General features: G+C 72.8%; 11 protein-coding genes. 4 read left to right on the plus strand and 7 right to left on the minus strand.

Features of this window, described 5'->3' with window-relative positions:
- Positions 1-157 precede the first annotated feature (157 nt).
- A complete protein-coding gene (locus tag ACYVPE_RS27785; RefSeq protein ID WP_461036472.1) occupies positions 158-1,864 on the minus strand; it encodes a glycerol-3-phosphate dehydrogenase/oxidase in 1,707 nt (568 codons plus the stop codon).
- 233 nt (positions 1,865-2,097) lie between these two features.
- On the opposite strand from ACYVPE_RS27785, the gene ACYVPE_RS27790 reads away from it, so the two are divergent.
- On the plus strand, positions 2,098-3,321 hold the full coding sequence (locus ACYVPE_RS27790; RefSeq protein WP_461036473.1) for a nucleotide sugar dehydrogenase: 1,224 nt from the start codon (positions 2,098-2,100) through the stop codon (positions 3,319-3,321).
- 104 nt (positions 3,322-3,425) lie between these two features.
- Complete coding sequence (locus tag ACYVPE_RS27795; RefSeq protein ID WP_461036474.1) at positions 3,426-4,901, plus strand: alkaline phosphatase PhoX; 1,476 nt, start codon at positions 3,426-3,428, stop codon at positions 4,899-4,901.
- Positions 4,902-5,528: 627 nt separating this feature from the next.
- Here ACYVPE_RS27795 and ACYVPE_RS27800 read toward each other — a convergent pair.
- On the minus strand, positions 5,529-6,161 hold the full coding sequence (locus ACYVPE_RS27800; protein WP_461036475.1) for a helix-turn-helix domain-containing protein: 633 nt from the start codon (positions 6,159-6,161) through the stop codon (positions 5,529-5,531).
- A gap of 92 nt (positions 6,162-6,253) precedes the next feature.
- Between ACYVPE_RS27800 and ACYVPE_RS27805 the strand changes: the two genes are divergently transcribed.
- A complete protein-coding gene (locus ACYVPE_RS27805) occupies positions 6,254-7,195 on the plus strand; it encodes a hypothetical protein (protein WP_461036476.1) in 942 nt (313 codons plus the stop codon).
- 5 nt (positions 7,196-7,200) lie between these two features.
- Here ACYVPE_RS27805 and ACYVPE_RS27810 read toward each other — a convergent pair whose 3' ends face one another.
- The 5 genes from ACYVPE_RS27810 to ACYVPE_RS27830 all read right to left on the minus strand — a co-directional run bounded on the left by ACYVPE_RS27810 (position 7,201) and on the right by ACYVPE_RS27830 (position 11,776).
- Positions 7,201-8,391: a caspase, EACC1-associated type gene (locus ACYVPE_RS27810; protein WP_461036477.1), complete on the minus strand. Its 1,191-nt coding sequence runs from the start codon at positions 8,389-8,391 to the stop codon at positions 7,201-7,203.
- Positions 8,372-8,755 (minus strand): effector-associated constant component EACC1, encoded by a 384-nt coding sequence (locus ACYVPE_RS27815; protein WP_461036478.1) that lies wholly within the window; start codon positions 8,753-8,755, stop codon positions 8,372-8,374. The genes ACYVPE_RS27810 and ACYVPE_RS27815 overlap by 20 nt, the downstream gene beginning before the upstream one ends.
- Positions 8,742-10,079, minus strand: a complete 1,338-nt coding sequence (locus ACYVPE_RS27820; RefSeq protein WP_461036479.1) for a serine/threonine-protein kinase — start codon at positions 10,077-10,079, stop codon at positions 8,742-8,744. The genes ACYVPE_RS27815 and ACYVPE_RS27820 overlap by 14 nt, the downstream gene beginning before the upstream one ends.
- 655 nt (positions 10,080-10,734) lie before the next feature.
- Positions 10,735-10,938, minus strand: a complete 204-nt coding sequence (locus tag ACYVPE_RS27825; protein WP_461036480.1) for a DUF397 domain-containing protein — start codon at positions 10,936-10,938, stop codon at positions 10,735-10,737.
- A complete protein-coding gene (locus tag ACYVPE_RS27830) occupies positions 10,922-11,776 on the minus strand; it encodes a helix-turn-helix domain-containing protein (RefSeq protein ID WP_461036481.1) in 855 nt (284 codons plus the stop codon). Before ACYVPE_RS27830 ends, ACYVPE_RS27825 begins: the two co-directional genes overlap by 17 nt.
- A gap of 115 nt (positions 11,777-11,891) precedes the next feature.
- Between ACYVPE_RS27830 and ACYVPE_RS27835 the strand changes: the two genes are divergently transcribed.
- Positions 11,892-12,125 (plus strand): hypothetical protein, encoded by a 234-nt coding sequence (locus ACYVPE_RS27835; RefSeq protein WP_461036482.1) that lies wholly within the window; start codon positions 11,892-11,894, stop codon positions 12,123-12,125.
- Positions 12,126-12,214 lie beyond the last annotated feature (89 nt).

Raw genomic sequence — 12,214 nt, forward strand, 5'->3', positions numbered from 1 at the left:
CGGTCTCGGTCAACGGGGCATTACGGTGGTGCATGAGGGCCTTTCTCAAGGTCGGTGTAGACGTCGTAATCCACACCGAACCCGGAAGGCCCTCACCTATTCAAGATCCCCCAGCCGAGACCTACATCACCGTCCACAACCTCCCGAGACAGAACAGCTAGAGCGGCACCGTGTCCGGCGCGCCGAGGCGGGCCGCGTCGGCCGTCTGGTCGTCGGGTTGCAGCTGCGACTCCCGCTCGGCCTCCACCCGCTTCTCGTAGTGCTCGACCTCCCTGGCCACCTGTTCCGCCGTCCAGCCGAGCACCGGCGCCATCAGCTCCGCGCACTCCCGCGCGCTGCGCGTGCCGCGGTCGAACGTCTCGATGGAGATCCGGGTGCGGCGGGTGAGCACGTCCTCCAGATGGCGGGCGCCCTCGTGCGAACAGGCGTAGACGACCTCCGCCTTGAGGTAGTCGTCGGCGGCCGGCAGCGGCTCCCCGAGCCCGGGGTCGGCGGCGATGAGTTCGAGCACCTCCTCCGTCAACGCGCCGTAGCGGTGCAGCAGATGCTCGACGCGCGCCTGGTGCAGGCCGAAGCGGGCCGCGAGGCCGGCCCTGGCGTTCCACAGGGCGTGGTAGCCCTCGGCGCCGGCCAGCCGCACCTCCTCCGTGCAGCAGGGGGCCACCCGCCGGTCGAGGCCGTGGACCGCCGCGTCGACCGCGTCCTTGGCCATCACCCGGTAGGTGGTGTACTTGCCGCCGGCGATGACCACGAGGCCCGGCACCGGGTGGGCCACCGTGTGCTCGCGCGACAGCTTGCTCGTGGCGTCGGACTCGCCGGCGAGCAGCGGCCGCAGCCCGGCGTAGACGCCCTCGACGTCGTCCCTGGTGAGCGGCACGGCGAGCACCGAGTTGACGCGTTCCAGCAGGTAGTCGATGTCGGCGCTGGAGGCGGCCGGGTGCGCCTTGTCCAGGTCCCAGGCGGTGTCGGTGGTGCCGACGATCCAGTGCCTGCCCCACGGGATGACGAACAGCACGCTCTTCTCGGTGCGCAGGATGAGGCCGGTGGTGGAGTGGATCCGGTCCTTCGGCACCACCAGGTGGATGCCCTTGGAGGCCCGCACGTGGAGGTGGCCGCGCTCGGCGATCATCGCCTGGGTGTCGTCCGTCCAGACGCCGGTGGAGTTGACGATCTGCTTGGCCCGGATCTCGTAGTCGCCGTCCTCCTCCAGGTCCTTGACCCGGACGCCGACCACCCGCTCGCCCTCGCGCAGGAACTCGGTGACCCGGGTGCGGTTGGCGGCGAGCGCCCCGTAGCTGGCGGCGGTGCGGACCAGGGTGGCGACGTAGCGGGCGTCGTCCACCTGGGCGTCGTAGTACTGGAGGGCTCCGACCAGCGCCTCCTTCTTCAGGCAGGGCGCGATCCGCAGGGCGTGACGGCGGCTCAGGTGACGGTGGTGCGGCAGGCCGCGGCCGTGCCCCGACGAGGTGGCCATCGCGTCGTAGAGGGCGACGCCCGAGCCGGCGTAGAGCCGCTCCCAGCCGCGGTGTTGGAGCGGGTAGAGGAACGGCACCGGGCGCACCAGGTGGGGGGCGATCCGCTGGAGGAGCAGCCCGCGCTCCTTCAACGCCTCGCGGACCAGGGTGAAGTCCAGCATCTCCAGGTAGCGGAGGCCGCCGTGGATCAGCTTGCTCGACCGGCTCGACGTGCCCGACGCCCAGTCCCTGGCCTCCAGAATGCCGGTGGTGAGGCCGCGCGTCACGGCGTCGAGCGCGGTGCCCGCGCCGACCACCCCGCCGCCCACCACCAGTACGTCGAGCTCCCGTTCAGCCATCCGGGCCAGCGCCGTGGCGCGCTGCTCCGGCCCCAGTGCGGCTGTCTTCACGCCTGCCTCCCGATCGCGTCGTCTGATCGCGTTGCCCGCATCGCTTCGTCATCGCTCCGTCGAACGGCCGTCCGAGGGCCGCCATGATGTCCCTGCTCCGATGCTCCCCCATTTCCCGTGATTTGGCGCGCCGTCTGTCCACAGGGGCGCGCAATACGCCATATCTTTCATATATGCCCCTAAGCTGACTTGCAGTCCGAGAGGGGGCGGTAGGAAAGGGAGCGGTACCGTCTATGCCCGCTGATCTCGCGGTCCTCGGCCTGGGCCAGCCGAGCCTGCCCGCCGCCCAGGCTGCCACCGCCGCGGGCATCGACACCGTCTGCTTCACCCCCGACCTCCGGGCCGCCGCCACCCTCAACGCCGGTCGTCCGCCGGTCGGCACCGCGCTCTCCACCCCCGAGCTCCGCCGGATGCTCGCCGCCGGATTCCGCGCCGTCACCGATCCGGCCGTGCTCGACCGGGTGCGGTGCGCGCTGATCTGCGCCCCGACCCCGCTGGGGGCCGGCGGGGCGCTCGACCTCCGCGGCGTGCGCGAGGCCGCGAGCGCCCTGGCGCCCCGGCTGCGGCCGCGCACGCTGGTGGTGGTCGAGTCGGCGGTCTGCCCCGGCGCCACAGAGGAGGTGGTGCGTCCGCTGCTCGAACGCGGCTCCGGGCTCCGGGCCGGGCGCGACTTCCACCTGGCGCACGCGCCGGGGCGCCTCGACGCGACGGACCGCGCGCCGGGGCAGCCGCGCGTCATCGGCGGCCTGACGTCCGCCTGCACCGAGGCCGCCGCCGCCTTCTACGGCCGGCTCACCGACCGCGTCGTCCGGGCCAGGGGGATCCGGGAGGCCGAGGCCGTCAAGGTGCTGGAGACCAACCTCAGACACGTCACCACCGCCCTCGTCAACGAGATGGCGGTGCTCTGCCACGACCTCGGCGTCGACGTCTGGGACGTGGTCCGCTGCGCCGAGAGCCGGCCGGCCGCGCTGCCCGCCGTCCGCCCTGGCCCCGGCGTGGGCGGCCACGCCGTCCCCATGGACCCCGGCCGCCGGCTGCCCCTGGTGGAGCTGGCCCAGCAGATCAACGAGCGGATGCCGCGCTACGTGACCAGGCGGGCCGCCGCGCTGCTCAACGAACACGGCAAGGCGGCGCGCGGCGCCCGCGTCCTGCTGCTCGGCGTCACCTACCGCCCCGACCAGCCCGACCAGGAGCGCGCCCCCGCCAGGGACGTGGCCTCCCGCCTCCTCGGCCTCGGCGCCCAACTCGTCTTCCACGACCCGTTCGTCGCCGAGTGGCGGGTCTCCGAGCGGCCGATCCCGCGCGCCGAGGCCGTCTACGAGGCGGCCGCGGCGGCCGACCTGACGCTGCTGCTCCAGCACCACGCCACCTACGACCTGCAGGGCCTGGCCGCCAAGGCGCAGCTGCTCCTCGACACCACGGGAGCCACCCCGGCGGGCGCCGCGCACCGCCTGTGACGCCTCGGCCCCTTACGCCTCGGCCGCCTCGGCCACGTCGGCCGCCTCGGCCGCTTCGCCCGCCGTTCAGCCGGTCTTCGCCCACGCCGGCCATGGTGTGCGCTATGAACACCGACACATCCCCTGAATCAGGCGAATCCTCCGAGGAGCCCGGCGGCCTGTCCCGCCGCTCCTTCGTCAGCCGCTCCGTGACCGCCGGCGCCGGCCTGACGCTCGCCGGCGCGGTCGGGGTGCTGGCCACCGCGCCCGGCGCCATCGGCGAGCCGGGCCACGACCGGGGGCGCGGCCGCCGCGAACCCGGCTACGGCCCGCTGCGGGCCGACCCGGCCGGCATCCTCGCCCTCCCCTCCGGCTTCTCCTACCGCGTCATCACCCGCACCGGCGAGACGACGCTCGACACCGGCGAGACCACCCCCTCCAACCACGACGGCACCGGCTCCTTCGAGGGCTCGCGCGGCGCCCACCTGCTGGTGGTCAACCACGAGCTCGACGGCCCCCGCGCCGACTGGGACCACCCGGTGCCGCTGGCCGAAGGACTGGTCTACGACCCGGCCGCGCCCGGCGGCTGCACGGTGGTCGAGGTCGTCGACGGCGGCGACCACGTCACCGAGTGGGTGGGCATCGCCGGCACCTCCAACAACTGCGCGGGCGGCACCACCCCGTGGGGCACCTGGCTGACCTGCGAGGAGAACGCCGACCGAGCCGGCGAGAACGGCATGGCCAAGGACCACGGCTACGTGTTCGAGGTCGACCCCTACGACCGGGAGGCCAACCGCTCCCCCCAGCCCATCAAGGCGCTCGGCCGCTTCGAGCACGAGGCCGTCGTCGTGGACCCCAGGCGCGGCGACCTCTACCTCACCGAGGACGCCGACGAGCCCAACGGCCTCTTCTACCGCTGGGTCCCGCCGCAGGACTTCCGGCACGGCCGCGGCCGCCTCGGCACCCTGGCCGACGACGCGGGCACGCTCCAGACCTTCCGGTGCTACGACTCGCACGGCCGGTTCGTCGACGACCTCTCCCGCACCACGAGGACGGGCACCGTCTACGGCGTCACCTGGGTCGACGTCGAGGACCGGGACGCCCGCGAGACGTCCATCCGCGAGCAGTTCGGCGCGGGCGAGATCACCCGGGCCCGCAAGCTGGAGGGCATGTGGTGGGGCGACGGCGGCGCCTACTTCGTCTCCTCCTACGCGCGGGACGAGAGCCCGGGCACCCCGCACGACGGCCAGGTCTGGTTCTACGACCCGAAGCGGCGCACCGTCACGCTCAAGGTGCGGCTCGGCGTCAACGCCGACCCGGGGCGCGAGGGCCGCCTGGACGGCCCGGACAACATCACCGTCTCCCCCTACGGCGGCCTGATCATCGCGGAGGACGGCGACGGCCTCCAGCACCTGTTCGGCGCCACCGACGACGGCCGCACGTGGGCGCTGGCGCGCAACGAACTCAACATCGGCACGGCCGACGAGCCGGAGTACAGCGAGTTCACCGGCGTGAACTTCTCGCCGGACGGCGAGACGCTCTACGCGAACATCCAGGAACCGGGCATCCTCCTGGCAATCCGGGGCCCGTGGCACCGCTGACTGTTCCCCGGGCAGGGGATTCCCCCACCCACCCGCCCCTTTCCGCGCTTCCGCGCAACCGGCCGGCCCTGACGGGCCGAGCCTCCAGCGGCACGACAAGGCCACGGGCCCCCGAGGGCCAAAGGCGGCTGCGCCGCCGGGCCGGCATGCCGTGCGAGGCCACCCGCCAAGGGGGAACCGACCTGGGGGCACTTCCCAGCCGCCAGACTGAGGGCCGTTAGTGGGGGGCGGGCGCGGCACGGAACGGCCGCGCGCCGGCCCTCGGGGGCCGAAGGCGGCTTCCCCACCTGGCCCCTTCGGGGCAAGGCCGCCGGCCGTTGGCCGGCGTGCCCGGCCTGCGGCCGAAGGCGGCTGCGCCACACGGCCCTTCGGGCCGCAGGCCCGCCCCACGGGCACTCCGCCGCCTCCCGCCAGGCCCCGCCAAGGCGCCGCAGGCCCACGGCGGCTTCGCCGCCGGGCCCCTACTGCCGCGCGAGGCACCCACCCGAGGGCGGGTGGGTGGGCGCGGCACGGCCGCAGGGCCCAACAAGGCGGCTACGCCGCCGTTGGGCCCCCGCCCGCGCGCAGCGCGGCACCCCCCGCGGAGCGCGTGCCGCGGCAGCGGAAAGGGCGGGTGGGTGGGGGACCTCACGCGCGGAGAGGGACCCGGCGGCCCGTCAGCCGGCCCGGGACCAGCCGGAACCACCGATCCCGCCCATCCCCCGGCGACCACGACTCGTCGGCGGCGACAGCCGCCGCCCGCTCTCGCTCCGCGTCGTCCGTGATCTCGGCCACCGGCCCAGCCGCCTGCACGCTCCACCCCACGCCCTGCGCCTCGTCGATGCTGTCCACCTCGAACGCCAGCCGTTCCCCGTCTTCCAGCAGCCCGGCCCGGAACACGATCGCCCCGTCGACCACGGCGTAGCCGACCGGCTCGATCACCGGCCCCGCCGCCGTCCGGACCGCGATCCGGCCCACGCTGTGCGCCGCGACCAGCTCGTAGCACGCCTCCGGGTCGAGCGAGACGGCCTCACCACCACCCCCGCCACCGGGTGCGGCCGGCGGGCCGCCGCTCAGCTCGGCCACCGTCGTGTCGAGCGCCCGCGCCACCCGGGTCAGCGAGGCGACGCTGGGCGAGGCCGGCTGTTCCTCCAGGTACCGCAGGTACTGCGGCGCCACGCCGGCCCGGCCGGCGACCTCCTCGCGGCTCAGCCCCAGCTGCTCGCGCCGCAGCGCCACCCGCCGGCCCACGTCCGTCCGGTGATCGTGCGGATCGTCCATCTCCCCAGGATCACCAACCGGCCCCGCCCCCGCTCGTCGATCAACAGCGTGATATGTACACGATGCCGTGATCATGTGAAGGGGAGGGAACCGTGGGGGTCCTGGGTGCGACGTGGCGACGCCTCCTGCCACGCGAGACGCCGCTGCCGGCCGACGTGCGTCGGGCCGTCAGGGGCCATGACTGGCCGACCGTCCTTACCTACCTGGAGGCGGTGACCGGCCAGGAACGCGAGATGCGGCTGACCGCTCTCGCGGCGTCACCGGCGGTGCGGGAGTGGATGTCCGGCGTCGTCGCCGACGACGGGACGCCGTCCACAGCGCTCCTCCTGTCCGCCGTCTGCCACCTCTGGCGGGCTTACGACGCCGACGGCAGCGGGCACTGCGCGCGCTGCGCCCCCTCCCCGGACCGGGGCCCGAACCCCAAGGAACTCAGCATCGCCGAGCAGCAGTTGAGCGCCCTCACCGACCGCGAACCGGACTGGCCGGAGGCGTGGTACACGCGGTACGTCACCGCGACCGTTCGGGGCGTCGCACCGGCGGAGAGCCGGCCGCTGTTCGACGAGGTGGTGCGCCGCGCGCCGAGGCACGTCGGCGCCCACTGCACCTACCTCGACCAGTTGGTCCCCCAGCACGGCGGCACCACGGAGGAGATGCACGCCTTCGCCTACGGCGCGATGACGCACCTGCCCGGCGTGAGCCCCCTGGGCGTGCTGGTTCCGTTGGCGCACCTGGAGTCGCTGATGGCCGACGGCGCCCGCACGTGCGCCTACCTCAGCAATCCCCTCGTCGCCCGCCAACTGCACGACGCCGCCGCCCGCTCGGTGCTGCACCCCGACTACCGGCGTGGTCCCGACTGGGTCTGGGAGCACAACATGTTCGCCATGATGTTCTCCCTGACCGGCGAACAGGCCGCCGCCCACGACATGTTCCGGGCGCTTGGCGGCCGGTTCACGAGCGATCCCTGGGGGCGGTTCCGTGGCGATCCGCGCCGCGCCCACCGCCGGGCACGTCACCGCAGCGGCATCTGGTTCTGAGATCCCTAGGTCTGAGATCCCTGGCTCTCAAACCCCTGGCTCTCAAACCCCTGCTCGACGCGCGTCGCCCCCGTCGTGACCAGGTCGAGCGCGTGCTTCAGCACCTCGCACGCCTGGACATGGTTCCCCGACTCCTGGAGCAGCTCCGCCAGCCGCCGGCAGACGGCGACCGCCTCCGGTCCTGGCGTGCGGTGCGTCTCGTGGAACGCCTGCTCCAGCACCTCGATGGCCTCCCGGCTCTGCCCCGAGTCGGCCAGCAGCTCGGAGAGTTCGAGCTGCACGGCGAACGTGCCGTCCCGGTCCCGCGGGCCGCGTTCGCGCAGCGCGAGCCGGAGGATCGGCAGCGCGTCGCCGGGCCGGCCGCCGGCGCGGAGCAGCCGGGCGAGCCGCAGCCCGGACGCGACCATCGCCGTCTTGACGTCGCTGTCCAGCACTGGGCCGGCCGGCCCGCCGCCGTTCGCCGACGCCCGGTTCCGCACCAGCGGCAGCCGGCCGACGTCGTTCTCCTGGCTGCGTTGCGGCGCCGGCCGGTTCTTGGCCTGGAGCCGGTCGAGCAGCGTCCGGTAGAGCGTGTCGAGGCTGATCAGCTCGGGGCCCTCCGGGATGCCGAGCCGCAGCACGTCGAGGAGTTCGCCGGTGAACGCCGTGTGCGTCTCGCCCTCCGGCGCCAACGCGGCCCGGTCCCTGGGCGAGGCGGTCAGCACGTACGCGCCGTCCACCGCGGCCTCGTTGGCGAGGCTGCCGTCGGCCATGGTGAGGATCCGGGCGGCCCGCCCGCTGAAGCAGCAGTCCAGGATGATGATCCGGCGCCGCGCGCGCGAGGACCTGACCACGGCGCGCAGGTGCTGGTACGCCACGGCCGTGTATCCGCTGTACTCCTCGGAGCCGGTCAACGCCAGGTACAGGTCCGTCGAGTCGGCGTCCCGCAGCCCGTGCCCCGCGTAGTAGACGAGGAGCGTGTCCGTCGCCTCGTCGCCGGCCCGCCGCACCGGCCCGATCAGGGACGGGGCGTCCCCGGGATCGGACACCTGGACACAGTGCCGCTCGGGCAGCCCCCACAGCGTCGCGTCGCACAGCGTCTCGGCCAGGTCGCGCAGGTTGGCGGTGACGGCGGGCAGTTGCTCCAGGTGCCGGTACGAGGCGCCGCCGATCAGCACGGCCCGGGACGCGTCGGGATCAGGCAGACCGGTGCTCATCCTTGTCCTCGTCGTCGAGCAGCGAGACGATCCGCCGGACCAACTCCCCGTCCGCCTCCGCGTCCGCCACCGGTATTCGCACCTCGATCTCGCCCCGCCGCAGCGTCAACTCCCGCCGCACGCGCTGCGCCTGGCGCCACTGGAGGATCGACACGGCCAACGCGCCGATGGAGAGCCCGGAGCCGATCACCAGCTCCAGCACGTCGAAGCCGAGCCCCATGGATCCGGACGGCGCCGGCCCGGAGGCCGCCAGTTGGGCGCGCAGGGAGCCGCCCAGCGCCTCGTCCGCGTCCAACCACTCCCGTAGTGACCGGAGTCGGTCCTCGGCCTCGCCGCCACCGATCAGGATCTCAACCGCGGACATCCGTCTCCTCACGCTCCGTCTCACCAGGCCCCGCGCGCTCGTTCACCCGCGAGAACAGTGCCAGCGCCTCCTTGCGGGCGCCGAGCCTCGCCAGACAGACAGCATGCCAGTACTGACTGACAAGCGTGCTGGGATGGTCGGGGCCGAGATGCGCCTGGCAGAACGAGGTCACACTCGCCAACAGCCTTGCTGCTTCCGGCAGTTCGCCCCGCAACACCAGGTTGACCGCTTCCCGCTGCCGCGAGACGGCCGTCCCCGGCGTCATGTTGGCCATCACCAGCTGGAGCGTGGCCATGCTGAGCGACACCGCGGGCTCGGGCGAGAACACCCCGGGCGGTGCCCCGACCGTGGCCCAGGCACCCCCTGCCGGAGGACCCGGCACCGCCCCGTCCAGCTCCTCAGGAACCTGCGGTTCGACCGTGTCGCGCGGCACGCTCCGGAAGCGCCCCAGCGCGTCGTCCCGCACGAACTCCCGCACCAGCTCGGTCAACCGCTCGCCGGCGTCGGGCGCGATCGGCCCGAGCCGCCCCAGCACCTCGGACGCGGACTGCGGCCGGTCCGCCGGCTCCTTGCGGCACAACTCGTCCACCAGCCGCACCAGTTCGGGATCGCCGAGGCCGCGATCACGGAGCGGGCTCACCCCGTCGGTCACCGCCCGCTCGATGATGGGGCCGATATCGTCCGAGTCCCCGAGCGGGGGCTCGCCGGTGAGCGTCAGGTGCAGGCAGAGGCCCAGGCTGTACAGGTCGGTGGCCGGACTCGGCGCGGCGCCCCGGATCGACTCGGGGGCCATGAAGGCGGGCGTGCCCATCCGCACGTTGGCCTGGGTGACGACCGACTGGTCGACGAGCCTGGCGATCCCGAAGTCCTGGAGCACCACCTGGCCGGCGGCGGTGATCGTCACGTTGGACGGCTTCACGTCCCGGTGCAGCACCCTGGCCTCGTGCGCCGCCGCCAGTGCCGCGCACAGCCCGGCCGCGATCATCCGCACGGCCGACGTCTCCAACGCCCCACGCCTGCGCACCAGTCGGTACAGCGACACGCCGTCCAGGAACTCCATGACGAGATAGGGCTCGTGCTCGTGCATCCCCGAGTCGTAGACCCGCACCACGTTGGGATGACGGATCCTGGCCAACGCCTTCACCTCACGCTCGAAGCGCGCGAGACGGTCCTCCGGCTCCCCGAAGTGCCCGAGACGGAGGACCTTGACCGCCACCCTGCGGTCCAGGACCGCGTCGTGCGCCTCGTACACCACCCCCATGGCGCCGCCCCCGATCCGCCTCAACAGCCGGTACCGGCCCCCGAGTTCCCTCGGCTCGGTCATGCGTCCGCCCTCCCCTCCTCGTCCCCGCCGACCCTGCCACGACGTGGCGGACACCTCACCGTCCGGGACCGTTGTTGGCCGAAACCGGTATGCGCCCGAACGGGCCGCCCGTCACGCTGAGATTGGCAACGGCAACGCCAAGTGATGAGAGGTGGCACATGTTACGGCTCAGCGCAGATCCCCAGGTGGCGGGGAGAACGTCAGACCTCACCGCGCCGGAACCGCCCCCCGCTACCCACCTGTTCCTGCCCTCCGGCATGCCGCTCGCGGCGTCGGGGAGGTGCGGACGATGAGCTCGGAGAACAACCATCCCCAGTCCACGCCCCAGCAGCCGCAGTCCGGACCCGATCGCCGCCCGGAGCTGGAGCAACGACTACGCGAGGCCAACGCCCAAAGCGAGGCCGACCGCCGCGCCAAGGGCGGCAGGACGTCGTAGGGGCGCCAAGCACACCAAGTGCGCCCCCGTCCAGAACGAGCAACCGGAACTCGCCGAAACTTGCACGGGGCATAACGCCGACGTCACGCGAACGACCAACCCCCCACCGGCTCATCCCCCCAGGCCCACGCGCCATCGGCGGCGCGTGCCGAGCCGGGCGGACTCCCGCGGGTTCCCCCTGGCATAATCCCCCGGCCCACCGCCGCCGATGGCAACGCCTCAGCGCTTGACAACCCCGCCGACGAACGCCGCCCAGGCGGCGACGGAGAACGTCACCACCGGCCCGTCCGGAGCGGCCTTGCTGTCCCGCACCGGCAACCCGCCGGGCAAATGGTCGGCAACTTCCAGGCAGTTGCCGTTGGTTCCCCCGCTGTAACTGGACTTGCGCCACGCGACTCCGCGCGACTCATCCTCGGTCCTCATCACTCTCATATTCCTTCGCCAACGACTCGATCAGTTCGAGGGACTGCATGGGCGGCAGCGCCGCCGCGCGCGCCAGATCGAAGGCCCTCTGGCAACGTGCCACCAGCGCTGGATCATCCAACAACTGCCCCCAGTAAGGGCCCTCCTGGTACGCGACATCCGGGGCGTCCTCGAAGGCCATCAGGGTCATACTCCCCTCCAACAGCCCCTGCGCGCCCGATGAATACGGCAGCACCTGGATGAGGACCCTGCCCGTGCGCACCGCAGCCCCGAGGTGCCGAAGCTGTTCGACCATGACAGACCTGTCGCCGATGGGCCGGCGGAGCACCGTTTCGTTGAGGATCACCCACAACGTGGGCGCTGTTGGCCCCTGAAGGATCCGGGCCCGCTCCAGCCGATTCCTGATCTTCGCCTCGGTCTCCTCCGTCATGTCGAACGGCTCGACCGCCGTGAACACAGCACGGGCGTAGGACTCTGTCTGCAACAGCCCTGGGACGAACAGCGGCGCGTACTCGTTGATGACCGTGGCCATCGCCTGGAGTTCGGCCGCGTACTGGAAGTGCTTGGCGAACGGCTCCTTGTTGATCAGCTCCTCGCACATCCGCTCGAACAGTCCGCCGGTCTGGAAGATCTTGTCGAAGCGCCGCGCGTGGTCCAACTGCGGCTTGCGGAAGGCCGCCTCGAACTGGCCGATGTACGAGCCTGAGCAGAACACCAGCTTCCCCAGGTCGTCCTGCGACAGTCCCGCGTCCTCCCGACGCCGTTTCAACTCGGCGCCGAAGAACTCCCATCCGATGCGCGTCGGGCCGAAGTGGACCGACTTGCGAGGTGTGGCCATGGCGTGACTCCCCTGCCTTTCACCGCCGATGTGGTCGGAAAACCATGGCCACCGTAACCGCGAAACGGTCACGCTGGGGAAGCGTTCGCCAACCCGATGTGATGAAAGGTGAGCCATGAGCCATCCCACGCAACGCCGCCAAGCCGCTGCCACGCGGATCGCCGACGCGGAGTCGGCGGCCGAGGAGGTACGGGAGGCGCTGGAGGCGGCCGGCATCGTGCTGCCCTCGCTCCGCGTCGACCTTGCCTCCTGCGCGGGCGAGGCCACCCGGCCCCTGCTCGATCTCGGCCGCTGCAACCTCGACCTGGCCCGCAAGCTGGCGTCCATCCTGCGGGGGTGCGTCCGTTGACCGACGAGGAGCCGCCACCGCCCGAACCCGCCAACCCGGACCGCCGGCCCGAACTCGAAGACCGCCTCCGCGAGGTCAACGCCCGCAGC

Source organism: Streptomyces mayteni (assembly GCF_054783955.1).

Coding starts and splice junctions, on each gene's coding strand:
- ACYVPE_RS27790 (WP_461036473.1), top strand. CDS start 2,098: ATGCCCGCTGATCTCGCGGTCCTCGGCCTGGGCCAGCCGAGCCTGCCC.
- ACYVPE_RS27795 (WP_461036474.1), top strand. CDS start 3,426: ATGAACACCGACACATCCCCTGAATCAGGCGAATCCTCCGAGGAGCCC.
- ACYVPE_RS27800 (WP_461036475.1), bottom strand. CDS start 6,161: ATGGACGATCCGCACGATCACCGGACGGACGTGGGCCGGCGGGTGGCG.
- ACYVPE_RS27810 (WP_461036477.1), bottom strand. CDS start 8,391: ATGAGCACCGGTCTGCCTGATCCCGACGCGTCCCGGGCCGTGCTGATC.
- ACYVPE_RS27815 (WP_461036478.1), bottom strand. CDS start 8,755: ATGTCCGCGGTTGAGATCCTGATCGGTGGCGGCGAGGCCGAGGACCGA.
- ACYVPE_RS27820 (WP_461036479.1), bottom strand. CDS start 10,079: ATGACCGAGCCGAGGGAACTCGGGGGCCGGTACCGGCTGTTGAGGCGG.
- ACYVPE_RS27825 (WP_461036480.1), bottom strand. CDS start 10,938: ATGAGGACCGAGGATGAGTCGCGCGGAGTCGCGTGGCGCAAGTCCAGT.
- ACYVPE_RS27830 (WP_461036481.1), bottom strand. CDS start 11,776: ATGGCCACACCTCGCAAGTCGGTCCACTTCGGCCCGACGCGCATCGGA.
- ACYVPE_RS27835 (WP_461036482.1), top strand. CDS start 11,892: ATGAGCCATCCCACGCAACGCCGCCAAGCCGCTGCCACGCGGATCGCC.